The 24,997-nt window shown below is 69.8% G+C and carries 13 protein-coding genes; 3 read left to right on the top strand and 10 right to left on the bottom strand.

The window, feature by feature from the left end:
* Positions 1–28: 28 nt before the first annotated feature.
* The 3 genes from ABZ348_RS02830 to ABZ348_RS02820 all read right to left on the bottom strand — a co-directional run bounded on the left by ABZ348_RS02830 (position 29) and on the right by ABZ348_RS02820 (position 8,829).
* Entirely contained in the window at positions 29–838 is an 810-nt protein-coding gene (locus ABZ348_RS02830) for an alpha/beta fold hydrolase (RefSeq protein WP_358928617.1), read from the bottom strand.
* On the bottom strand, positions 835–7,212 hold the full coding sequence (locus ABZ348_RS02825) for an amino acid adenylation domain-containing protein (protein WP_358928615.1): 6,378 nt from the start codon (positions 7,210–7,212) through the stop codon (positions 835–837). The genes ABZ348_RS02830 and ABZ348_RS02825 overlap by 4 nt, the downstream gene beginning before the upstream one ends.
* A 237-nt stretch (positions 7,213–7,449) precedes the next feature.
* Positions 7,450–8,829: a helix-turn-helix domain-containing protein gene (locus tag ABZ348_RS02820; RefSeq protein ID WP_358928613.1), complete on the bottom strand. Its 1,380-nt coding sequence runs from the start codon at positions 8,827–8,829 to the stop codon at positions 7,450–7,452.
* Positions 8,830–9,242: 413 nt separating this feature from the next.
* Between ABZ348_RS02820 and ABZ348_RS02815 the strand changes: the two genes are divergently transcribed.
* Complete coding sequence (locus ABZ348_RS02815; protein WP_358928611.1) at positions 9,243–9,446, top strand: hypothetical protein; 204 nt, start codon at positions 9,243–9,245, stop codon at positions 9,444–9,446.
* A 329-nt stretch (positions 9,447–9,775) separates the two neighbouring features.
* Here the strand turns inward: ABZ348_RS02815 and ABZ348_RS02810 are convergent, their stop codons facing one another.
* Positions 9,776–12,904 carry a BTAD domain-containing putative transcriptional regulator gene (locus ABZ348_RS02810; protein ID WP_358928609.1) on the bottom strand — a complete coding sequence of 1,043 codons (3,129 nt, stop codon included), beginning with the start codon at positions 12,902–12,904 and terminating at the stop codon, positions 9,776–9,778.
* A gap of 220 nt (positions 12,905–13,124) precedes the next feature.
* Between ABZ348_RS02810 and ABZ348_RS02805 the strand changes: the two genes are divergently transcribed.
* Positions 13,125–13,451, top strand: coding sequence for a nuclear transport factor 2 family protein (locus tag ABZ348_RS02805; protein WP_358928607.1), 327 nt, complete (start codon positions 13,125–13,127; stop codon positions 13,449–13,451).
* A 206-nt stretch (positions 13,452–13,657) separates the two neighbouring features.
* On the opposite strand, the gene ABZ348_RS02800 is transcribed toward ABZ348_RS02805, so the two are convergent.
* On the bottom strand, positions 13,658–14,080 hold the full coding sequence (locus ABZ348_RS02800) for a VOC family protein (RefSeq protein WP_358928605.1): 423 nt from the start codon (positions 14,078–14,080) through the stop codon (positions 13,658–13,660).
* Positions 14,081–14,238: 158 nt separating this feature from the next.
* Here ABZ348_RS02800 and ABZ348_RS02795 point away from each other — a divergent pair, with 158 nt between their 5' ends.
* Positions 14,239–15,240 carry a WYL domain-containing protein gene (locus ABZ348_RS02795; RefSeq protein ID WP_358928603.1) on the top strand — a complete coding sequence of 334 codons (1,002 nt, stop codon included), beginning with the start codon at positions 14,239–14,241 and terminating at the stop codon, positions 15,238–15,240.
* 488 nt (positions 15,241–15,728) lie between these two features.
* Here the strand turns inward: ABZ348_RS02795 and ABZ348_RS02790 are convergent, their stop codons facing one another.
* From ABZ348_RS02790 to ABZ348_RS02770, 5 genes are all read right to left on the bottom strand, one after another.
* Positions 15,729–15,920 (bottom strand): GNAT family N-acetyltransferase, encoded by a 192-nt coding sequence (locus ABZ348_RS02790; RefSeq protein WP_358928601.1) that lies wholly within the window; start codon positions 15,918–15,920, stop codon positions 15,729–15,731.
* 91 nt (positions 15,921–16,011) lie between these two features.
* Complete coding sequence (locus tag ABZ348_RS02785) at positions 16,012–16,491, bottom strand: hypothetical protein (protein ID WP_358928600.1); 480 nt, start codon at positions 16,489–16,491, stop codon at positions 16,012–16,014.
* Positions 16,492–16,809: 318 nt separating this feature from the next.
* Complete coding sequence (locus ABZ348_RS02780) at positions 16,810–20,421, bottom strand: hypothetical protein (RefSeq protein ID WP_358928598.1); 3,612 nt, start codon at positions 20,419–20,421, stop codon at positions 16,810–16,812.
* Entirely contained in the window at positions 20,418–23,150 is a 2,733-nt protein-coding gene (locus tag ABZ348_RS02775; RefSeq protein ID WP_358928596.1) for a hypothetical protein, read from the bottom strand. The genes ABZ348_RS02780 and ABZ348_RS02775 overlap by 4 nt, the downstream gene beginning before the upstream one ends.
* Positions 23,151–23,186: 36 nt before the next feature.
* Positions 23,187–24,278 (bottom strand): hypothetical protein, encoded by a 1,092-nt coding sequence (locus ABZ348_RS02770; RefSeq protein WP_358928594.1) that lies wholly within the window; start codon positions 24,276–24,278, stop codon positions 23,187–23,189.
* Between the last annotated feature and the right edge of the window lie 719 nt (positions 24,279–24,997).

The following is a 24,997-nucleotide window of genomic DNA, read 5'->3' as shown; positions in this document are numbered from 1 at the left end:
GGGTTCTCGGGGAACAGGGGCAGGCGTTTCAGACGGCCGAGGCGGTGAGCCTCCCGGACGCGGGCTCGGTGCCGTCCCCGAGTACGGTGCCGAGCAGGGCGAAGAAGGCGGGCAGCTGCTGCTGGAAGTAGAAGTGGCCGCCCGGCAGGGTGTGCGCCGCGAACCCGGCCCCGGTGATCTCGGCCCAGCGGTCCAGTGCCGCGACCGGCACCACGGGGTCCCGGTCCCCGCCGATGACGGTGACCGGGCAGTCCACCGCGGCCTCGGCCACGGAGCATCGGTACACGTCGTCGATGGCGAAATCGGCCCGGATCGACGGGATGATGATCTCGCGCAGCTCGGGCTCGTCGAGGATCCCGTCGTCGGTGCCGCCGCGTTCCTTGATGGCGGCGACCAACTGGTCGTCGTCGAGCCGCTCCGGGTGCACGGCGCTGGGATTCGGCAGGAACGGTGCCCGGCAGGCGGAGGCCACCAGGGCGCGTGCGGGCCGCCCGGCCGCGGCGAGCCTTCGTATCACCTCGAAGGCGACGAGCGAGCCCATGCTGTGACCGAGGACGACCAGGTCCTCCGGCAGATCGCCGGGGAGCGCCGCCGCCACGGGACCGGCCAGATCGGCGATGGTCGTGGGCAGTTCCTCGGCGTAGCGGGCGCCTCGGCCCGGGTACTGGCCGATCAGCAGCCGTACGTCCGCCGGAAGCCGGTCCCGCCAGTCGGCGTAGGCATGGGCGTTGCCACCGGCGTGCGGCAGCACCAGCAGCGCGGTCCGCTGCGGCCCGTCGCCGGGCAGGTCCCAGACGATGTCGTCGGCGTTGGGGAGGGGGGCGGTCCCGTCGGTCATGAGGTGATCCGTTCCTGGTCGGTGCGGCGGCGCAGGACGGGCCTGGCGCGGCGCGGTTCGGGGGCGGTCGTGGTGTCGGCCGGGCCGGTTTCGAGGTACGCGGCCAGCCGGGCGGGCGTTGGGTGCCGGAACACGTCCCGGAGGGTGAGCTTCAGCTCCAGGGCGCGGCTCAGGCGGTTGGCGAGCTTGGCGGCGACCAGGGAGTGGCCGCCGAGGGCGAAGAAGTCGTCGTCGGGGCCGGGCGGGACATCGGTCCCGAGGGCCTCCCCGAAGGCCGCGCAGACGGTCCGCTCCAGTGCGGTCCGCGGCGGCCGGCCGGTGGCACCGGCGGTCTCGGGCCGGGGCTTCGGCAGGGCGAGCAGAGCCTGTTTGTCGATTTTGCCGTTGGGGGTGAGGGGGAGTTGGTGGTGGGTGGTGATGTGGGTGGGGATCATGTGGTCGGGGAGGTGTTGGCGGAGGTAGGTGCGGATGTCGTGGGGTGTGGTGGTGGTGTTGGGTGTGGTGGTGATGTGGGCGGTGAGTTGGTTGTTGGTGTGGGTGGTGGTGGCTTGGGTGATGTGGGGGTGGGTGGTGAGGGTGTTTTCGATTTCGGTGGGTTCGATGCGGAAGCCGCGGATTTTGATTTGGGTGTCGGTGCGGCCGGTGTAGTGGAGGTTGCCGTGGGTGTCCCAGTGGGCTTGGTCGCCGGTGCGGTAGAGGCGGGTGCCGGGGGGTCCGTAGGGGTTGGGGGTGAAGCGGGTTGCGGTGGTGGTGGGTTGGGTGAGGTAGCCGTGGGCGATGCCGTGGCCGGTGAGGTAGAGCTCGCCGGTGGTGCCTGGGGGGACGGGTTGGAGGTGGTGGTTGAGGATGTAGGCGTGTTTGTTGGTGAGGGGTGTTCCGATGGGTGTGGGTTGGGTGGTGGGGTTGTTGGTGGTTTGGGGGATGGTGTGGGTGGTGGTGAAGCCGAGGGATTCGGCGGGTCCGTAGCCGTTGGTGATGGTGAGGTGGGGGTGGTGTTGTTGGAGGGTGTGGATGTGGGTGGGGGAGGCGGGTTCGCCGCCGGTGTAGAGGGTGTGGGTGGTGGTGAAGGTGGTGGGGTGTTCGTCGGTGAGGTAGTTGAAGAGGCTGGAGGAGAGTTGGAGCATGGTGATGTGGTGGTGGGGGGTGAGGTGGGCGATGAGGGCGGGTTCGGGGCGTTGTCCGGGTTGGAGGATGGTGGTGCCGCCGTGGAGGAGGGCGCCCCAGAATTCGAGGCTGAAGGCGTCCCAGGAGACGGGTGAGCATTGGAGGAAGGTTTCGTTGGGGCCGAAGGTGCAGTAGGTCTGGTTGGTGAGGGTGGAGGTGAGGTTTCGGTGGGAGGAGAGGATTCCTTTGGGGCGTCCGGTCGACCCCGATGTGAACATCACACAGGCCGAGTCGTCGGGGCCGGTGGCGATGCCCGGTGCGCTGTCGGGCAGATTCGTCAGCTGTAGGCGGTCGAAGGCGACTTCGGGCCACGGTCCGGTGAGTCTGCCGCGCTGTTCCCCGGCGGTCAGAAGGGCGGCGATGCCGGCGTCGGTTGCGGTGCTGGTGAGTCTCAGGTCGGGGTAGTCGGGGTCGAGGAGGGTGTAGGCGGCGCCGGTTTTGAGTACGGCGAGGATGCCGGTGGCGAGGGGGAGTGAGCGGTTGACGAGGATGGCTGCGAGGTCGCCGCGGCGCAGTCCGGTGGTGGCGCGTAGGTGGTGGGCGAGTCGGTTGGCTTCGGTGTTCAGGCGGCCGTAGGTGAGGTGGTCCTCGCCGAAGACCACGGCGACCGCGTCCGGGCGGATCCGGGCCTGCTCCTCGAACCGCTCGGTCAGCGATCGCTCGTCGACCGGAGCCGTCACCCCCGCCCACTCGTGCAGCACAAGCCGCCGGTCCCGGGCGGACATCGGGTCCAGCCGGGACAGTTGCAGCTCCGGAGCGGCGACGGCCTGCTCCAGCGTCCGCCGTAGCATTGCGACGATCCGCTCCGCGGAGGCCCGTTCGAAGACGTCGTCGCTGTAGAGCACCGTGCCCGCCAGCCCGTCCGGCTCGCCGTCGGCACCGCCCGTGTGCAACAGGAACTCCAGGTCGAACTTGACCGCCCCGGTCGCCACCGGCACGACCGGCCCGCTCCGGACCCCGGGAAAGACGGGCGCCGGCGCCGGACCGCTCTCCACCGCCAGGCAGACCTGGAACAGCGGATGCCGGGCCAATGACCGCTGCGGATTGACGGCCTCCAGGACGAGGTCGAACGGGGCGTCCTGGTGGGCGAAGGCATCCAGGTCCGTATCGCGGACCCGGCGCAGCAGCGCCCGGAACTCCGGATCGCCGGAGGTGTCCGTCCGCAGCACCAGCGTATTGACGAAGAACCCCACCAGCCCCGCCAGTCCGTTGTGCGCACGGCCCGCCACGGGGGAGCCCAGCGGAATGTCGGTGCCCGCGCCCAGTCGGGTCAGGGTGGCGGCCAGCGCCGCCTGCACCACCATGAAGGGCGTGCACCGTTCGGCGCGGGCCAGCCCGGCGATCCGGCGGCCGAGGTCCGCGCCGAAGTCCACCGCCACGGCACCGCCGCGCCCCCCGGCGGCCGGCGGCCGGGGCCGGTCGTGCACCAGGCCCAGCTCCTGCGGCAGCTCCGCGAGGGCCCGCCGCCAGTACGCGAGCTGCCCGTCCAGCACCGGACCGGTCAGTGCGGACCGCTGCCACAGCGCATGATCGGCGTAGGCGAGGGGAATTGGCGCCGGGTCGGGGCTCCGTCCGGCGAGCCGGGCCCCGTACGCCGCCGAGAGGTCCGCGAACAGCGGGCCCAACGACTGCCCGTCCGTGGCGATGTGGTGCAGCAGCACCAGCAGCACGGCCGACTCCGGGCCGGTGCGCAGCACGGTCACCCGCAGCGGAGCCTCCGCCGCGAGGTCGAAGACATGTCCGGCGGAGGCCGTCAGCTCCGGCTCCACCGCCTCCGGGGCGATGTCGCGGACCTCGAAGGGTGCCGCTCCCACCGGGTCCACCAGCTGGCAGGGTTCGCCGTCCATGATGGTGATCCGGGTCCGCAACGGTTCATGACGCTCCATCACATGGCGGACGGCGGCCCGTAGCGCGGCCGTGTCCAGCGGCCCTTCCAGCCGGACCGACAGGGGGACGTTGTAGGCCGTCCCACCGGCTTCGATCCCGTTCACCAGCCACAGCCGTTGCTGGGCGAAGGACAGCGGAAGCCGCTCGGGCCGCGGTCCGGGGACCGCGGGCGGCGCCGGTGCGGCGCCCCGGCCGGTGAGCTCCGCAAGCTGTTCGGCGAGCCGGGCCGGGGTGGGCCGGCGGAAGACGTCGGGCAGGCCCAACGGGGCGTCCAGCGCCGACGAGAGCCGGTTGGCGAGCTTGGCGGCGAGCAGGGAGTGGCCGCCGAGGGTGAAGAAGTCGGCGTCCGCGGACGGCGGTTCTGCGAGGTCCAGCACCTCCGCGAAGAGGCCGCAGACGATCTCCTCCAGCGGTGTGCTGGCCGTCCGTCCGCTCTCATCGGCCGGGGGAGCGGCGAACCGGGACAGTGCGCGTTTGTCGATTTTGCCGTTGGGGGTGAGGGGGAGTTGGTGGTGGGCGGTGATGTGGGTGGGGATCATGTGGTCGGGGAGGTGTTGGCGGAGGTAGGTGCGGATGTCGTGGGGTGTGGTGGTGGTGTTGGGTGTGGTGGTGATGTGGGCGGTGAGTTGGTTGTTGGTGTGGGTGGTGGTGGCTTGGGTGATGTGGGGGTGGGTGGTGAGGGTGTTTTCGATTTCGGTGGGTTCGATGCGGAAGCCGCGGATTTTGATTTGGGTGTCGGTGCGGCCGGTGTAGTGGAGGTTGCCGTGGGTGTCCCAGTGGGCTTGGTCGCCGGTGCGGTAGAGGCGGGTGCCGGGGGGTCCTTTGGGGTTGGGGGTGAAGCGGGTTGCGGTGGTGGTGGGTTGGGTGAGGTAGCCGTGGGCGATGCCGTGGCCGGTGAGGTAGAGCTCGCCGGTGGTGCCTGGGGGGACGGGTTGGAGGTGGTGGTTGAGGATGTAGGCGTGTTTGTTGGTGAGGGGTGTTCCGATGGGTGTGGGTTGGGTGGTGGGGTTGTTGGTGGTTTGGGGGATGGTGTGGGTGGTGGTGAAGCCGAGGGATTCGGCGGGTCCGTAGCCGTTGGTGATGGTGAGGTGGGGGTGGTGTTGTTGGAGGGTGTGGATGTGGGTGGGGGAGGCGGGTTCGCCGCCGGTGTAGACGGTGTGGGTGGTGGTGAAGGTGGTGGGGTGTTCGTCGGTGAGGTAGTTGAAGAGGCTGGAGGAGAGTTGGAGCATGGTGATGTGGTGGTGGGGGGTGAGGTGGGCGATGAGGGCGGGTTCGGGGCGTTGTCCGGGTTGGAGGATGGTGGTGCCGCCGTGGAGGAGGGCGCCCCAGAATTCGAGGCTGAAGGCGTCCCAGGAGACGGGTGAGCATTGGAGGAAGGTTTCGTTGGGGCCGAAGGTGCAGTAGGTCTGGTTGGTGAGGGTGGAGGTGAGGTTTCGGTGGGAGGAGAGGATCCCCTTCGGGCGTCCCGTCGACCCCGATGTGAACATCACACAGGCCGAGTCGTCGGGGCCTGTCAGCACCGATTCCGGGCGGCTCCCCGGCCGCGCCGCGATCGCCTGGGCCTCGGAGTCGACCCGCACCACAGGCCAGGGCCCCGGCACCCGGTGCGCAAAGCCCTCCGTCGTGACCAGGGCGGCGATTCCGGCGTCGCCGGCGATACCGGTGAGTCTCAGGTCGGGGTAGTCGGGGTCGAGGAGGGTGTAGGCGGCGCCGGTTTTGAGTACGGCGAGGATGCCGGTGGCCAGGGGGAGTGAGCGGTTGACGAGGATGGCTGCGAGGTCGCCGCGGCCCAGTCCGGTGGTGGCGCGCAGGTGGTGGGCGAGTCGGTTGGCCTCGGTGTTCAGGCGGCCGTAGGTGAGGTGGTCCTCGCCGAAGACCACGGCGACCGCGTCCGGGCGGATCCGGGCCTGCTCCTCGAACCGCTCCGTCAACGGCCGCTCGTCGACCGGAGCCGTCACCCCCGTCCACTCGTGCAGCACAAGCCGCCGTTCGCTCCGGTCCATCAACTCCAGCGCGGACAGCGGCTCCTCGGGCGCGGCGAGCGCGGTGCCCACGAACCGTACGAAACGGTCCTGGTGCGCGGCGACGGCGGCCGTGTCGCAGGACTCCGGCGCCGCATCGAAGTCGATCCGCAGCCCGTCCTCCGGCCCCAGGTCGTAGACCGCGACCGCCAGTCCGTCCACCGGCCCGTTCCCCAGGTTGTGCTGGGTGGTCGGCACACCGAAGAACCGCATCCCCGGTGCGAACGCCATGATGTTCAGCTGTAGGGAGACCGGCGGCCGCCCGGGCGCGCCCTCCGGGCCCAACTCCTCGAACCGGGTCCGCTGCCGCCGCAGCCCCTGCCGGACCTCCGTCACCACTGCCCCCAGCAGCCCCGTCAGTGTGCCGCCCGCGGGCACCGGCAGCCGCAGCGGAATGATGTTCGACAGCATCGCCGGGGTGCTGCGGGCCGTCTCCCCGATCCGCGCCCTCACCGGCAGCGCCAGCGTCAGCTCCTCGGCATCCGTTCCGGAGACCCGGTGGACATAGGCAGCGACCAGCGCGATCACCGCCCTCGTCCACGGCGCCCCATGCGCGCGGGCCAGCTCCCGCAACTGCCGGACGTATGGCGCCGGGAGGGTCACCGTACGCCGCACGAACGGCAGCGAACCGGGCGGTACGGGCGCCGAGCGCCCCCCGGCGATCCGCGCGGCCGGCGGCGGGTCCGCCGTCTTCGTGACCCAGTACGCCCGGTCCTCCGCCGCCTGCGGCGACTCCCGGTACCCGGTCTCCTCGGCGAGCAGCTCCGTCAGCGAACCGAACGGCGACGGACGCCAAGGCCTCTCGGCCGCCGCGTCCTCGTACAACTCCGCCAGCCGGGCGCCCAGCAGGGACTGCCCGGCGGCGTCGATGACCAGATGGTGGAAACCGTGGAAGTGGAACCACAGCTCCTCGCCGGCCTTCACCAGGGCGTGCCGGGTCAGCCAGTCCGCCGCCAGATCGAACGGGCGGGCGAGCTCGGCCGCCATCCAGCTGCGGGCCGCGGCGGCCGGGTCCTCGGCGCCGCTGAGGTCCACCAGCGCCAGTTCCTGGTCACCCGGGTCGGTGTGCAGGGTCTGCCAGGGGCCGTCGCCGTCCGCGCCGACACCCCGGATCCGCATCGCGTCGGTCTCCACAGCGAGCTGCCGGAACGCGGCCCGGACCAGCTCCGGATCGACCCGGCCGCGCAGCTCCCGGTACTCGCCGATGTTGTAGCGCCGACCGGACGGATCCAGCGTGTGGGCCAGCCAGATCTCGCGCTGGGCCGCCGACAGCGGCAGCCTGACGGATGCCTTGGGGGACATACGGTCGCTCCTCGGGGACGGGCCGGCGCGACGGGCTCGGCTCGGCGGATGCGGACCGGCCCCGCGTACGTGCGGAGCGGTCCGGCGGTTCGGCGTGCGGATGCGGTGCGACTGCGAGGTCCCCGGCCGGTCCAGCCGGTCCGGTCTTACGGCCCGGTCCGCCGGGAACTCGCTAGGCCCATCCAATCCGCGCCGTCCGGCCCCGGGCGGCAGTTGTCCCGGCACTCCGGGAGCAGTTCAGACGGCGGCAGTTGCCTGCGGCGCGCCCACCGGGGCCCCGGTCACCAGCGCCCTGACCAGCGCCGGCACCCGGAAGCGGGCCGGGCCCTCCTCATGGGCCGCCCGGACCAGCCCCGACAGCAGCAGCTCCCGCAGCCGCCGGCCGCACTCGTGCAGACTGCCGCCGGTCAGCGCGGTGAGCGCGGGCAGCCCGAAGCCGTCGGCGACGGAGTCCGGGCCCGGCGCGGCGCACAGGGCGCCGAGTACGGCGCGCGGCCCCGCGGGCAGCCGCCCTATCCGGCCGTACAGGGAGTCCCGGAGCCGGTCGTCCCGGCCGCCGAGATGGTCGAGGAACGCCGCCGGATCCACCGCCAGCGTGTCGCAGAGCGCCGCCAGATCGGAGACGACCAGCCAGGAGGCGGCGGCCGACAGCGCCCCCGGATGTCCGTCGAGGAGCCGGCAGATCCGTACCGCCCGCTCCCGGTCGGCCGCCGTCACCGCCGGAGCCGCCAGCACCCGCCGCACCTGGTCCAGGAACATCCGCACCGCGGGCTCGCGCTCGTCCCCGGCCGGCTGCGGACCGTCCGCCGCCCCCCGGGTACCGGCGGACGGCACGGGCAGCGGGCAGAGCAGGAAGAGCCGTTCACCGGGGGCCTGCCACGGCTCGTCGGAGGTCACCAGCAGCCGCAGCCCCGGCACCTCGTGCAGCAGCTGGGGCAGCCGCTCCGCGCGCGGAGCGTGCGCCGGGGCGCCGTCCAGTACCAGCAGCACCGGCCCCTCGCCCAGCAGCGCGCTCGCCGACTCCCCGCCCGCAGGCCCCCGGTGCGGTAACCCGGGCGCGTACAGCCCCGACACCAGACGCTCCGTCAGCTCCGGCCACGGCCCGGCGGCCGCCGGGCCGTACTCGCGGGCCGCGCCGGGGAAGGCGTGCCACAGCACCGGCATCCCGGAGATGTGCAGAGCCGCCGCCGCGGCCAGTGCCACCCGGGTCTTGCCGACCCCGGGTAAACCCACCAGATGCACCAGCCGCTCCCCGCCGTCCGGCGCCAGCTCCTGCACCAGGGTGGCGGTCTCCGTGTCCCTTCCCACCAGCGGCTTCGGGGCGTTCGGCGGGGCCGGAGGTCCCGCCGGTGCTCTGCCCGCGCGGCCCGGCCGCGCGGCCTCCTCCAGCGCGGCCCTGGCCCGGGGCCCCAGCCGCAGGGCGTCCGCCATCAGCCGCACCGTGTCGGCACGGGGGCGGGTGGCCCGGCCGTGTTCCAGATCGCGGATCGCCCGCACGCTGATCGTGGACAGGTCGGCCAGCTCCCGCTGGGTCAGTCCGATACGCAGCCGATGGGCCCGGATCAGGGCTCCCACCTGTGAATCCGTGACGGTCTCTGTGAAGTGGGCGGGGTTCATGGGTGCTCCCTGGACGGGGTGGGGAGGGACACGTCCCATCGTCTGCACCCCGCTATCTCGCCACCATCCCGGTGCCGCCCAGCGCACCACGGCCACGGCGGGCGGATCGCCGTGCCGCTATCACCCCGGTCGGGGCGGCACCGCGCCATCGGACGCCCTTCCTTTCGCCGGACCCGTCCACGCCGCGCACCCCTGGTGATGGTGGGGCTCCTGTGCCAACCGGTGCGGACGGTACGCCGGCGGTACGGAGCCCGCGACTCGACCGACCCCGTACCGTCGCACTCCGTCCGGACCGTGATAGCCGGGCGATAGGAGCACGGCCGGTCCGGCGATTCCACCCCTCCCTAACGTAGTTCACGAAGCAGGAAACGCCCCGCCACCAGCGGGAACGCCTCAATTGAAGGGATCGGATCATGGCTCTCGCCCAGGCCCTCCGCACTGCGGCCGTCACCGCCGCCGTCGCCGTCGCTGCACTGTTCGGCACCCAGACGGCCCTGGCCGGCGAGAGCACCCCGGCGGCCACCTCGACCACCTCGGCCCAGACGGACGGACCGGCCCCGGCCGACCTGCCCACCCCGACCCCGAGCCCCTCCAACGTCAACAACCCCTGGGACTGACGGCCGTGAACGATCCCTGGGACTGACTCCGAAGCGGACCGCCCGAGAACCTCCCCGTTTTCCTCCGACGCCGACGACCTCCGGGAGTGATCACCGTGAACGATCCCTGGGACTGACCCCGAAGCGGAAACACCCGGAACACCCGGCCCTCAAGGCCCCAGGACCGTGACAGAACCGGTCCACTCGCTCCCCCAGCAGTGCATCCGGCGCCCCTGACAGCGCCACCGGTCAAGCCCCCGAACCGCTCCCGCACCGGCCGACAGCCGGACAGCTCGGGTCCGTTCCCCGTCCGCCGGTCCCGCACCGTCGGGCCCAGCGGCGGCTCCGCCTCAGCTGCCCGCCAACAGCTGCTGCGCCTCTGCGAGTTCCGACTCCATCCGGCGGTCCCTGAAGGCCTGTACGGCGCTCCGCAGCAACTCCCGCGAACGGTCCCGGTCACCCGGCCCGCCGTCCGACGCGAGCAGCTTCGCCAGGTCCAGCCGTACGAGCCCAGCCCCGCCATGGTCCATGATCCGCTCCCGGATGCCCAGCGCCAGGTCCAGACAGTCCCGCGCCGCCGCGTCCTGACCCACCCTGACGTGCGCCAGCCCCAGGTCCCGCAGCAGATGGCCCTCCCCGATCACGTCCCCGCTGTCCCGGCAGAGCTCCAGGACCTCGGTGAACGTCGCCACCGCACGGCCCAGTTCGCCCTGCTGCTGCTGGAGCTGACCGACCCGGCGCAGGGCCCGCGCCTGGCCGCCCGTGTAGCCGACCAGCCGGTAGATGCCCAGCGCCTCGTCCAGCCTGCGCTGCGCGGCCGAGCTCTGCCCCCGCAGCATCCAGATCTGTGCGCTCTGGGTCAGCACGATGGCCCGGCCCACCACATCGCCCGACGCGTCGAAATCCCGCAGGGCCCGGTCGTACAGCTCCAGTGCCTCGTACTCATGACCGAGGAACCGTTCCAGTAGAGCCAGATCGCGATGGCAGAGACCGAGCCCCTGCCGGTCCTCGATCTCGGTGAACAGCCCCAGCGCCGTTGTCAACGCGGTCCGCGACTCGTCGTACTGGCTGCGGCTGAGATAGAGCGAACCGAGCGAGGCCAGTACGGCGGCGCTGCCCCGCTGATTGCCCGCCGACCGCGCCGTCCGCAACGCCAGCCGGTGCGTACGCTCCCAGTGGTCCAGATAGCCGCGCATCTCGAAGAGCGTCACCAGCGTCGTCGTCAGATCCCAGCACACCTCATCCAGCTGCTCGGCCGCCGCGTGCTCCACCGCCTGCACCAGATTGGCGTGCTCGCTGTCCAGCCACTCCATGGGGTCGGCGAGCAGCTCGTCGACATGCGCGGCGGGCGGCACCCAGCGCGGCGCCGATCCGTGCAGCACGGTGAAGTCCCCGCCGTAGACCCGGCGGTGGGCCTCTTCGGCCAGTGCCATCCAGCAGCCCAGCATCCGGCTCAGCGCCGCCGACCGGGTCCCCGGATCGTCGTGCGCGGCCAGTTGCTCCCGGGCGAACACCCGGATGATCTCGTGGAAGCGGTAGCGGAAGCCGCCCGTGGACTCCATTCCGACCACATCCAGCATCTGCACGTCGACCAGCGGCTCCAGCAGATCCGAGGGGAACGGGCGGCGGTCGTCGAGCAACGCCCCGGCGAGCCAGCCCGGCAGGCTGGGCCCCTGCGCCAGGCTCAGCAGCCGCAGCAGCTGCCGGTCCGCCGGCCCCAGCCCGTCGTGCGTCAGCGACAGGCTCGCCCGCATCGTCATCTCGCCGTGCGTGAGTTCGTCCAGCTTGTGCCGCTCGTTCGCCAGCCGGTGCACCATCGACGCCAGCGTCCAGTGCGGCCGGGCCGCCAGCCGGGCGGCCACGATCCGCAGGGCCAGCGGTAGCCCGCCGACGGTCCGGATCAGCGCCTCCGCCGCGACCGCCTCGCCCGCCACCCGCTCCTCGCCGATCACCCGGACCAGCAGCTCCAGGGCCTCAGCGGTCCCCAGCACATCCAGCTCCACCCGGTGCGCGCCCGGCAGCCCCGTCATCCGCACCCGGCTGGTGACCAGCACCGCGCAGCTCCCGGCCCCCGGCAGCAGCGCCCGGACCTGACTCTCGGACGCGGCGTCGTCCAGCACCACCAGGACCCGCCGGAACCCGAGCAGCGTCCGATACATCTCGGCGCGTTCGTCGAGGGACTCGGGAATGACGGGCCCGGGGATGCCGAGGGCGCGCAGGAAACGGCCCAGTACCTCCCCGGCGGTCGCCGGGGCACCGCTGGTACCCCTGAGATCGCAGTAGAGCTGCCCGTCCGGGAAGTGCGTCTCGCCCACCCCGTGCGCGATATGCGTGGCGAGCGTCGACTTTCCCGTCCCCGGTTTGCCGACGATCACGACGAGGCCCACAGCCCGCCGCTCGCCCGGTCCCAGCAGCGTCCTTTCGATGTCCGTGATCCGGGCGGCGTGACCGGTGAAGTCCGCGGTGTCGGACGGAAGCTGGCGCGGTACCTCGGCCACCGACACCGGGGCCCCAGCAGGGGCAGCCCCGGTGGGCCGGGGCCCGGCTTCCACCGTCCGGGAATTGCCGTCCGGCTCCGACGGCTCCCGGACCGGACCGCCCGCCGCCGGCCGGGCCCGCGTGTCCCCTTCACCGTTCCCGGGGCTGGCGGGCCCGGACCGCCGGCCCGGCGGCGGAGCGGCCAGACCCGGCGGCGGCACCTCCCCGGCGAGGATCGCCGAATTCAGGCTCCGCAGCTCCCCGCCGGGCTCCAGACCCAGCTCCTCCACCAGCAGCTCCCTGCCGAGCCGGTAGACGTCCAGGGCCTCCGCCTGCCGCCCCGAGCGGTACAGCGCCAGCATCAGCTTCCCGCGCAACTGCTCCCGCAGCGGATGCTCGTGCACCAGGAGCTGTATCTCGCCCACCAACTGGCGGTGCCGGCCCAGCTCCAGCTCCAGGTCGATCCGATGCTCGGCCGCCGTCAGCCGTTCCTCGTCCAGCTGCCGTGCCTTGCTGCGCAGCTTCTCGCTCGCGATGCCGCTGAGACAGTTCCCCTGCCACAGCCCGCCCGCCGACCGCAGCAACTCCACCGCTTCGGCCGCGCCCCCGGCCCGTTTCCCGGTCAGCCGGGCATCGGCGATCCACCGGGCGAACAGTGCCGCGTCGACCGAACCGTCCTCCGTCGCGAGGACGTAGCCGGGCGGGCGGGTGGTGATGGCGGCGGCCACCGCCCGCCCGCCGAACAGCTTCCGCAGCCGGGACACACAGATCTGCACCTGGGTCCTGGCGGTGTCCGGGGGGTCGTCCTCCCAGATCAGATCCACCAGATAGTCGGTGCTGACGACGCGGTTCGCCTCCAGCAGCAGCGCGGCGAGGACCACTTCCTGGCGACCGGGCGGAATCCGTACCTGACCGTCCGGGCCCTGCACATGGAGCGGCCCGAGGATACGGAAGACCACGGAGTCCGAGGTCCAGTGACCCTCACCGGGCGATAAGTCCACAGTCACTCCCAGCGAGGAACACGTCCGACCAACAGAGCCCGTGCCGAAAGCGACGCGCAAGACACGTATGCGGACAGTTTTCCCGACCATCTCCACTGTTGTAAACGGTGTACAGATCCGCTGGTGGCGATAGTGCCGCGATAGGCAGGGGTTGCGGCGCCGGAGGACGGTGGTACCTGCAACCGCCCGTCCGCGGGGCGGTCGTACGAAAGGACGTGCCATGAACAGTCGCCACCCGAGGAAGCTGCTCCCCAGCAGTCTTGTCACCGACTCCGGGGTCGACCATGTGCGGCTGGCGTACCACTATCTCGACACCGGGGACGTCGACGGCTACCTTTCCCTGCTCGACGAGGACGCCCGGCCCGAGGCGCCGGCATTGGGCTGTCGCCATAACATCGACCGCATCGTGGCCTCCGGCGACTGCGTGGTCGCGATCGGCCGGGTCAGCCCCCAGCAGGTCGACTTCGTCGATGTGTTCACCCTCTCCAACGAGGGCATGCTCCGTAGCCGCCGCCGGTACGCCGCCCCCCGGGCCGCCGCGCGCTGACACCCGCCGCGTGCCCGGGGCCGAAGGTCTCCGCCGCGCCGAGGGCTGCCCGCGGCACCGCCGAGCGCCGACAGCAGCAGGGACTCCGTCAGGCACTGAAGCCGGATCGCGTTCCTGGTGGTGCAGTCGCCGACGCAGTGCTCTGTCCGGGCCGGGCGTGCGGCCGCGGCCCGGACGACGCAGGCATGTCAGACCGGTCGGTTGGTTCAGCCGCCGTACGGAGCGGTGACGTCCAGGACCCAGGTGATGCCGAAGCGGTCGGTGAGCATGCCGTACAGCGGTGCCCACTGCGCGGGTTCCAGCGGACTCACGATGGTCGAGCCCTCGGCGAGCTTGCCCCACAGGGCGCTGATCTCCTCGGCGTCGCCTCCACGCACGGAGACGAAGAACGGGTTCTCGCCCTGGTTCCAGGGCAGCTGTGAGGGCACGTCGTAGGCCATGACGCGGAAGCCGTTGTCGCCGGCCACCTCGCCCCACATCACCCAGTCCGCCTCGCTCTCGTTCCGTACGGCACCCGCGTCCTTGTAGGTGACCGCGACAGTACGCCCGCCGAAGACGGACTGATAGAAGTCCAGCGCCTCACGTGCGGTGCCCCGGAAGTTCAAGTGGGTGGTGGTCGTGACCGACATGACCTGCTCCTTGCTCGATGTGATGAACACACCGCCGACCGTCCCAGCTCCAGCGGCGGCTGCCGTGATCAGGAGCGATGCCTCCCGAACGGCTCGTACGCCACGATGGCAAAGGTAGAGGACAGGTTGTGTCCGGTACTCCCGGGAGTATGGGTGCTATGCATAAGACATCTGCCCGGCTGCTCGCGCTGCTCTCGCTCCTGCAAACGCCCCGTGACTGGTCCGGCGATGATCTCGCCAAGCGTCTCGGCATCAGCTCGCGCACGGTACGCCGTGACATCGACCGCCTGCGCGAACTCGACTACCCGATCAAGACCGTCAAAGGACCGGCCGGCGGCTACCGCCTGGAAGCCGGCACGCACCTGCCACCCATGCTGTTCGACGACAACCAGGCCGTCGCCCTGGCCATCGCGCTGCAGACCGCGGCCGCCGGCACCACCGTCGCCGAAGACGCCACCCGCGCGCTGGCCACCCTCCGCCAAGTCATGCCACCCCGCCTACGCCACCGCATCGACCTCTTGCACATCACCGCCGTCCAACCACCCGCGGCCGCCGACGACACCCTCCAGACCGACGCCCAAGTCCTGCTGGACCTCAGCCGCGCCATCCACGCCCACGAGGAACTACGCTTTGACTACACACCAGGTCCAAACACCCCGGCCAATGACGTCCGCCGCGTACAACCCCACCACCTGATCACCTGGCGTCACCGCTGGTACCTCGTGGCCTGGGACCTCCACCGCGAAGACTGGCGCACCTTCCGCGTCGACCGCATCCGACCCCGTACACCCACCGGCCCCCGCTTCGCCCCTCGTGAACTCCCCGGCGGCACCGTCTCCACCTTCACCACCAGCCGATTCCGCGGCAACGACGGAACCACCACCGACTGGCCCTGCCAAGGCGAAGTCATCCTCCGCCTCCCGGCCGCCGATGTCGCGCCCTTCGCCCAGGACGCAATCGTTGAGGAACTCGGCTCCCACCACTGCCGGCTCATCCTCGGCTCCTGGTCCTGGACCGGACTCGCCGCCGCCATCGGCCGCTTCGACACCGACATCGAAGTCATCGGCCCACCCCAACTGGCCACCGCATTCGGGGACCTCGCCGCCCGCTACGCCCGCGCCGCCCGCACCACAAGACCAGAGACCGGCCCGGCGCGGTGAGAACAGAACTCACCACGCCGCTCAAGCCCTCCGAACCTCCGGGGCCGACGCAACGCTCAGTTACGCCCGATCCGAGAGCAGGGAAGAGGGTCATGGTCGCCCTGGTCGACGTCACCGACTGCGACGCGGCCAGGGAACTGCTGCTCCGGCTCCATCTGATGCACCCTGAGATCGGAATCCAACTACGCAGGCAAACTGGCGGGCTGGACCAGGGACCGACTCGATATCACCCTGAAGACCGCCCGCCGACCATCGAACATCAAGGGCTTTGTCGTTCTGCCCTGCCGTTGGATGGTGGAATGCACACTGTCCTGGATCATGCGAGCCCGCTGGAGCTGCCGGGCCCCCGAGAGGCTGCCCCAGGCTAGCGAAAAGCTCATCACCTGGGCCATCATCACCCTGATGCCCCGCTGCCTCACCCGTAGACCGGGTCAGCGATCGGTGCACGCGCTGATTACCACGGTCGCAATGCAGGCTGCCATCTGATCTCACTGATAAGTTTGCGGCGCTACTGGCTGACTTGCGAATCCGTTGCGCTCATAGAAGCGGATCGCGTCCGCGTTGCTGGAGTAGGCGATCACCTCGGCCAAGTCGGCTCCCATTTCTTTTGCCCAGGCCAAGAAGTGCTCGACCAAACGTGTTCCGAGCCCACCACCATGGTGGGCAGGCTGCACGTACATGCTCACCTGTGTCGCGACCAGGAGGAGTCTGGCGGGTTTTGACACCCACGTGCGGGTGGACAGGGTGTGCGTATGGATCTCAACGGAGCGATCAGGGAGTGAAGGTGGAAACAACGAACTGAACGCGCCGGTTCTCCTGCCGCTGTGCCTCGGTGGTCGGCACCAGTTTCACGAGATCGGCAGCGCCGCAGGGTATGGAGACGATGTCGAAGTTCGTCGCGTGGTTTGTATCTGGCGGAGGGGTCTCCCCAGCAGCGATGAGCGCGGCGGTGATTTGGCCAAAGACCCATTGGTAAGCGCTGATGGCCCGCTTGTCACTTGCCTCGAGCTCTTGCGCGCGGCGCTGCTCGGAACTGAGTCCCGCAGTGTCGACCCGGTCGGAGTGCCCCAGGACTGTGATCAGGCAGAACTGATTGTTCGACGGGAATTTCTCGGCGTTCACAGCAGGCTCGGTCACGCTCTCGCGGATGGCGTTCTTGAACCCTGAGGATAGTCTGTTGAACAGCTGCGCGAAGGCGACCTCTTGGGCGACGAATCCGGGAACATGAAGATCTGTCACTGTCTTGGCCATGGCGAGGCTCCCTAGGTGGTCCGTATCGGTGAACGGCCTTATCGGCGGTGGGACGCCGACAAAGCAGCAGTGTTCTATTTTCTGCCGAGTCCCCGACAGCACTCGGTCCGATCGCTGCTGTCGCAACGGTCCAAAGAAGCCGATGGAGTGAGTTGCTGTGGTCGAGAGGGATGACCGAACCGTGGGATCCTGCGAGTTTCGGTTCGTCCGGTTGAGTGCTGGCGGACAGGGTTCGGCTCTCTGACTAATTATCGCCCCTGATACCCGTGCCGACAACTTGATTTGCCGTCTATGGAGAGACTCGCCAGTTCGCCGTCATCAGAGTCCGGGAAGAGAGACGGTGTCGGTGAAAACGATTCTTTCCTTGATTTCGTCGGGAGTTCCCGACTGCAGGTGGGTTCCCTCCTGCGGTGTGCCGTTGGGGATGAATTCGACTTCACGGATGCGCACGCGGAGTGCTCCGGTGCCCGGCGGCGGGTTGAACTCGGATGTCCATTCTTTGAGGCGGGACAGGGGGACTGCCTTCGGAGTGGGTCGCCTCAACTCCACACAGCGCCACGACGGCACGCCGGTGACCTCTGTGTCGAATCCGACGAGATCGACCTGGCTTGGTGATACGCCACTTGGCGCGTTGCAGCGTTCCAGAAGCATGTCGACTCGGTTGACGGCGGCGGACTGTGACACCGCCCCCGTGAGCTTCACCTGGAACCGATTGGCGAGGCGCGTCACACGGACGGTCCGGTCGGGCTGCAGAGGCACGATGTCCGTCCTGACCACCGGCGATAGGGAGAGGTCTGCCAGACTGTTCGGCTGGTAGCGGGCGACGGCGAGTTGCACCAGCACGTTGTGGAAGGGCCTGCCCTCGGCCCCCGTCAGGGCAACGTCGCACGACCAGCAGCCTTCGTCGTCGTGATACTCCAGCTGATGCGGCTTGATGATGACGTCGGCATCGGCCTCCGGTAGCCGCAGGCGCCTGTCCTGTCCCGTGGCGCTGGTCACCTGGGGCCCGAACGGCGAGCCGACGGGAATCCCCTTAGAGACGTAGAGGGGGTCGCTTCCCGCCATCGAAACGTAGCCAGAGAGGTCGTCGTCCAGATTCGCGCCTTCCGGGCGCACCACCACCGCGAGCATTTCGCCGGGGCCGGAGCTGTGCCACGGCGATTGCAGCGCCAGTCGGATGCGACCGGCCGAGCGCTCCCGGGTGAGGCTGTGGGACGTGGCTTCGAGGTCTCCGGTCTCCTTCCAGAGGAACGCGGGCCGGGTAGAGAGGACCACCGGCGGGTCCGGACGGGCCGAGCTGGGCACGACTACTGGTGCCAGCTCTTTGGAAACGGTGAACTCGTCGATCAGCTCGGGATGGCGGAAGTAGTGCCGGAACCGGCTGACTGCCTTGAGCGTGTAGGTCACGGTGCGGTGCCGGGTGTCGCCGAACTCGTGGCGAAAGAGCGTCGTGGGCTGGGCGGGCCCGGACGGATCGATCGTGAGAGTCTCGACGGGGGCGTCGGTGACCTCCACCGCTTGGGTGTCCAGCTGGTCCTTCCAGCGAGCGGTGACGTGTACCTCCGCGGTGCTCTTCGGGTCGAAGACCGCCGACTGCGGCTTGAGTTCGGCAAAGGTGGCGTCACGAGCGCGCGCGACGGTCAGAGTCGTTTCGGGAACGCGCAGCGGATGCTGTACGGCGTGGACGAGCGTGAGGGGCCGCGCTGGGGTGACCATGGGGTGGCGGCCCAGACCGAACGCCTCCATGGCGTTCTGCGGCGGATCGGCCACGTGCAGGGCAAAGTGGTCGGTGATGCCCTCCCGAGGGAAGGACGACAGGTCCAGGGTGAGCTGCTGCGCGGGCGCGAGGCGAGCAACCAGCCGGTCCCCCTCCCAGGCGAGGACGGGGCGGCCGGATCTCGGGGTGGTCAAGTGGAGCGTCCCGGGTGGCAGGTCGGGCCAGGCGTCCGGGTCCGCCCAGGCCCGCGGCAGCATGACCGGGGGGTTCGTGCCGGTGCACGTCACGACGATGCCGCCGGCTGCCGGATCCGGCAGCCGGAGCTGCTCTGCCTCCTTGAACGCCGCCTCCCACTCCTCCTCGCTTCCCGCCTCGGGCCCTGCTTCGCTCTCCATGCCGACGAACGCCCGCCGAACCCATTGCCAGGTCATGTACGCGACCACGGCAGGGTCGCCCTCGAGGTCGAACATGCCGTGCTGCTCGGCCAGTTCAGGCGTGCCGTCCGGAGGCCGAAGCATCCGCTTGTCGTGCAGCAGGTAGCCGTGGCTGCTGGCGTACGCCGTAACGTCGAGGCCCGCCATCGGGTCGCTGCGCACCACCACGACCCCGGCCGACTCGCCAGGCGGGACCTTGGCGGGCTCCGTTGCCGGGGGGTACTCGACGACGGGGGCCGGCAGCGGTTCGTGGCGGGCGTAGAACTTCGGCTGTGTACTGTGCTGGTCGGTCACCTCGTCACTGAGTTCGAGGCCCCCACCAGCCAGGTCCGCCACGCGTGCCCGCAGGGTGTAGTGGCGCCCGAAGCGCAGGGGAGGCAGAGAGCTGGGCGGGACCTCGAAGGACATGGTGACGTTCAGTCCGGGGTCGGCCGGCGGTGTCGGGGGCGGTGACCCGTCGACGGGTGGCCGCTCCACTGCCAGGCTCCATCCACGCCAGCCGGCCACGAGTTCGTCCGCGTGTAGTCCGGTCCAGTCTCTAGTGGCGGCGTTGGTCTTGAGATGGCCTTCCTCCAGCGCCTTCGGCCGCCCGATCACCAGCGACCCCTCCTCTGTCGGGCCGTCGTCAAGACGCTCGTCGCTCTCCCGGTGCACACGGCTCTCGTAGGTGGCGTGGCGCCGGTGGAGCGAGAACCATTCGGTACCCCCGAGCGAGGGGCGGACGTCGATCCGGTAGCCGAGGACCAGATCGTCCGCGGTGAGGACGTCCGGTAGCCCTCCGCCCAGTCCGGCCGCTCTGATCAGCCGTTCCCGCATCTCCTTGCCGCGGCCGCGCAGGACGAGCTGCAGCCCGTTCGAGCGCAGGGCCGGCAACGCCGCAGTGTCGGCCGGATGTGCATCATGGGCGCGGGCCGCCTCCCGCAGGCGCTGCACGGCGACGTCCACATCGACGGTCGCGACCTGCCACAGAGGTTTCCCCTCCACGTCAGTCCGGTCAAGGGCGACCATGCCGCCTTGCACCCGGTCTGTTGATCCGGGGCGGAACTCCAAGCCGAACTCCGTCCGCGGAGACACGACCGCGGGCAGGGACGCAGGCTTGCCGGGCCACACCACACGTACCGTCCCCCCGGAGTAGTCCACGACGTCCTGCGGTTCAAGCCGCAGCTCGAAGACAAGGCCCAGGGCCCGGAGGATGGCTGGATGCTCCCGCAGCAGCGACAGGACCTTGTTGAAGCCCGGCAGGTCGGGGGAAGGTTCCACGGGCTCCGCTGATGGCGGCGCAGGTTCGGGACGCAGCCAGTGCTCACTGCTCAGGACAAGCCGTACCCGGCGGGCGAAGTCCTCCGACTCCGCCCCCAGCTCCGCGTCCACCTCGGCCTTCGCCACCTTCTCGAACGCTTGGACCACCGCGTCCGCGTCCTCCGAAGTCGCCTGTACGACCAGGCTGGCGGCGTCAACTGGTGTCTGCCGCCCAGTGGCGTTCTCGACGGTCAGCCCGGCGACCAGCCGTTCCCAGACGCCTGTCTGGAACGGGATATCGGGGGCGAGATCGTGCGTCTTGTCGGGGACGGCGGACGGCCCCGCACCGGGTCGGAACAACTCGGCTCGGACAGTACCCGTTTTGAGGGCTGCCGGCGGCCACACGGCCATGCCGTGCCCCGCGAGCGACCCGCCGTCGAGCCTGGGGACGACGAGGACCCGCAGTAGCGGTTTCTCCTGCGCCGACGGGTTGCCGTGGGTGAAACCACCGGGTACGGATATCCACAGCATGTCGCTCATAGCGCGAACGCCCTTCGGTACTGCTCCCAGGCGGTGAACGCCGCCGCGGAGCGATTCCTCGCCATTGCGGGTACCTCGGGCGCCCGTTCGTCCCTCCCACCGACGAGCTCGAAGGTCCCGCTGTCAATCGTGACGGAGCCCGAGTACAGGGTCAGGTCGAGCTCGATGACGAGCGTCGCCCTCCCGAGCAGCCGCGGCGGGCCGTCCCGGAAGAGCAGAGAGACGCGCAGCTCGATCGAGACGGTCACCAGGCCGAGAAGCCGCACGCTGCCCCCGATCCGTACGAACGCCTCCAGCTCCAAGGAGCCGTCGCTCCGGCGCAGGAAGCGCACCCCGCCCAGGGCGTGGACCTCGGCACGCGCGACCACGAAGTCGACGGCCAGCATGGCCCCGAACTCCATGCAGATCTCCACCTTCGGATCCCCCGCCCCCGCGATCTCCACGGTGGCGTACCCGCCGCCGGTGAACCCGGTGACGGAGAGCGCGAAGGGGTGCTCTCGGCTTGCGAACCCGAGCACCACGGTGACCGGTTTCTCCTCGTACGGAATCGTCACAGCGAGGCGCGCGGCCACATGCTGCAGGATGAACGCGCCGGCCGCGGCCTTCGGCAGCGTGATCTCGTATCCGACGGTGATGCCGTTGGTGGAGACCCGGCTGGTGAGGCCGTCGCTGAGGAGGGGCTCCAGCATCCTTTGCAGTTTCTGGAGAAGCTTCAGCGGACCGTGGAACTCGATCTCCGGCGTGTTGAGGGCGAGATCCGCCGGCAGACCCGGGCGCTGGTTGAACGTTGCAGATTCGAAGGACAGCGTGAGCAGTTTCGCAGCGGGCGGTGGCGGCAGCACCAGTGCGAAGTTCTTCAGGGCACAGGTCGGCGGAGGCGGCTCGGCCGCCTCCCGTGTGGTCTTGGCGGGCTGGGACCGGGAGCTGACGAACAGGTCGAGCTGCGGTGGCTGCCCGGTGGTCCTGGGTTGGAAGGTGTTGTGCGCCTTCAGCCTCAGTGCCTTCCACCGCATCTCCGTGGTGATCTCGGTGCCGACGCGCCGCTGCACGATCTGCGGGGGACTCGGCTTGTGGCCGCCTGTGGTGTCGATGAGTGAGGACAGCGGGAAGCCGAACAGCGTCGCACCGGCGAAGGCATCAGTGCCAGACGAAGCTGACGAGGTGGCTTCCTCACGCAGGGCGCACGTGGCCACCGGGCCCAACTCCCGGGAGATCCCGTCGGCGGTGAATTTCGGCGCCACCAGCGCGCCCGACCGGTCGGGGCGCCCCGTGAAGCTGACCGGGACGTCGGGCGGGACGAACACCATGGGAACCGGCGGTATAGAGGCCCGCGTGGAGCCCTCGCGTAGCCCCGCGGCGTACTTCATGGGGCGCGGTTGTTCGTGGTCACCACCTGGCAAGAGGGTACGCAGTGAGGCAAGGACGACATCGAACCCCGTCAGATCCGAACGATACTCCGGCCCTTGCGTCGAACCTGTGAAGGTGAGCGAGTGGACCTCCTGGATGTCTCCGGGCCTGCCGCCCGCCCCGATCAGGTCGATCGCGACACCGGGGATCTTCACCTTGGCGTACGGCATCCATTCGTCGAGCACGCTCTGCTTCGGGCCCAGCTCCGTATCGGCGACGAAGACGAGCGGAATGTCAAACTGCACTGTGGTGTCGCCGGTACGGCAGCGGATAGGGAACCGCATGGGCGAAGAGGCGCCTCCCGGGAGGAAGTTGATCGCCGGATTCGGGGTGGGTGTACCGGAGAGATCGAATGCGTCCCCAAGGATCTCCACCTCGTCGAACGGGAACGTCCGCGTCCGGGTGCCCGACAGGAGCGGGCGTGAGATAACCAGGATTCTCTGCTTGCGCAGGGCAGCAACACAGCCGACGGCCGCCGATCCGTACACGGGAAGGAACTCGCGTCGGGTGAAGTCCCGGTACACGCAGGGGAACCCAAACGGCCAGAGTCTCCCCTGCGCGGTACCGTCCGCGATGTTGTCGCGGCCGAGGGCCACATCGTGCGTCCAGGAGGACGTGGGCCACTTCGCGAGGAGCGACACGGCACCGCCCAGGGATGTCAGTTCCAGCCGAGTGACGCTGGGCAGCGAGTACTGCGCGCTCCAGGCCACGAACGAGGCCCGCCAGCCGTGCAGCGGCGGCGCCTGGAACAGACCCCCTTCCAGGAGGCCGCTACCCTCCCGGGAACCCGTGGGTTGGTATGCGAGGAGCGCGTCCGCGGGGCCACCGTCGCTCGCCCGCAACCGTGCGGCCCACAGGCTGACCGCCCCGGTTCGCGTCGAGGCCGCGGGGTGTGGAAGATGGTCCGAGCGTACGAGCGCGCCGACGTTCTTGGCCAGGGGGAGCGCGTCGATTCCCCACGGCAGTTCGAGCAGCGAGGACGGGCCGTCCACGCGAGCCTGCCCCTGGCGGGTCAGCGCGTTGAGGATGCCCTGGGCACTCAGTTCGATCACGGCCCCCGCGCGGACCCGGAAGACGAGCCGACTGGGCTGGCTCAGCCGTGAGTCGCTGTATACGAAACCTGCCGTGTGAAACTCGGAGGCTGTCGTCTGCTCAAGGATGGCCTGAGGGGGAAAGGTGAGCGTTACGATGGGGGCCTCTCCGGTGGCCACCAGCCGTGGCACTGGGGGGTGTCCGTCGGTTCGCAGCTCGAAACCGCTCCACTCCACGGCCAGGACGACGAAGTCCGCGCTGCGCACGATGAGATAGATCGGCGCTGCCATCGACCCTCACCTGCTTCCTTGCGGTGTCGGAGTCCATCAGGGCGCCGCCGCGCCGTACCGGACCTCGCTGCCGTTCATGTGCGCCACGTGTACGGTCCCCTCGCGGTCGATCACGAGATCGCTCCACGCCCCGCCGGCTTCGATGTCGCCGACGGTGAAGGTGGTGCCGTCTCCCTCGGCAACCATCAGCTGACCTCCGGCGCCGTAGACCACGCAGATCGGGAGGTGCTCGCCGATACTGCAGGCTGAGTACGCCTCCTCTTCGCCCTCCACGCCCTCGCTCAAGACCTGCGTCACGGGCGGTTCCTCAAGGGTGTCGCCGAAAATGCAGAACCGGATCGCGCGCTCGTTCCTTTCGTAGTAGGAGACGAGCCCCTCTCCGGAGTCCGCAAAAGTCATGGAGGGCCGCGAACCGAGGATCTGGCCGTCGTGTAGGAGCTCCACCTGTGACTGTTCCGACAGGTCCGTGCCCGCGCCCCCCGCGACCCGGGCCATCCGCAGCCGACGCCATATCTGTCCAGCGGGCGCCCAGTTATCGAAGTACGCGATGCGATAGAGACCATAGGGGGTGTAGGCCGCTGCGGTGAACCAACCCGTCTCCACGAGACCTCCTTGGTCGACCTCATGCACGTTCTTCTTCCAACGGGGAGGCTGTCCCGCCGAATGAGGAGCCTTTGCGGCATGCCAGAGAGAGGTCCCGGACTGGTAGGCGAGGTCCGGGGTGTCCTTGTTCGCCAGGACGGCGGAGCCGGGATTCAGCCGCAGCGAGACGAATCGGACCGGGCCAGCGAAGAGACCTCCCCGCGTGGGGACCTCCTCGAAGGTCCACTCGGTACCGCGTACCCCGTAGATGAGGTGATCGGTGGCCTTGCTCTGATAGGCGACATGTGGATTTAGGCCAGGGTAGGACGAAATCGCCAGCCCGATGCGGTAGGCGTCACGTGCCGCTGGCTCCGACGGCAGCAGCTGCCTGATCCATCCTTCCTTCTCCCGTCTGGCCAGCGCCACGGAGCCGCCGGTCGTCGCGTAGGCGATCCAGGGTGTGTTCGTCTCGTCGACCGCCAGGGAGATCTGCCCGCTGGCAGTTCCGCTTCCGTCCACCACTTCGGTGGAGAACTCGGGTGCCATGCTCCTTTTCATCTCCCCGTGCAGCAGCGTGTCAGGAGCCCGGAAATGCCGAAGACTGCTCGCAGTTGGCGGTTCGGTCATGGAGCGTGCCCCTGGAAGCGAGCGTCGCGCAGGTGGTGACATGCCGACAACGCCCATGGGCGGGAGGACTCTGGTGTCGTGCGAACCTCGGCGCTTCGGTGTCGCTCGGTGATCGGTTGGGCTGAAATGCCAGGCGCGCGGTGCTCCACGCCTTCAGTAACCAGGTTGCTTCCACTTCCAAGGCTACTGCGCACCGTTCACCTGGACCAACCGGGACGCGTACGCCGGGCCGACGCTCAAGGCAGTCGGTGACATCATGCCCGGAGAAGATGGCACACCCTCGATGGCGTGTGGGGCATTGCGAGTCCACCCACATACCGCGGATATCCACGGCTGTGTCAGTCAACACCCTGGGGTCGCCGGAGCGCGCCCGGGTGGGAGACGCGTGGCATGAGGTCATCAGTGTCGGTCACGACCGTGATGCTGTCAGAGCCCACCGCCCTGTCGACGGCCAAGACCGCCGGGCGGACTGGTGGGTGAGAGGAAGTCAGAGAGCCTGCATCCGCTGCTCGGCCCCCAGTTGGACCCCCACTAGAAGCCTCGCCTCATCTAGAACCTCCGCGAACGCATCCGCGAGGCTCGCGCCTACGGCTGGCTCGCCGGAAGTTGGGGGACTTCAGGTCAGCTTTGACGCCGCG

This window comes from Streptomyces sp. NPDC005963 (genome assembly GCF_040638655.1).
Taxonomy (GTDB): Bacteria; Actinomycetota; Actinomycetes; order Streptomycetales; family Streptomycetaceae; genus Streptomyces.
This window is presented reverse-complemented; position numbering and strand designations above follow the sequence as displayed.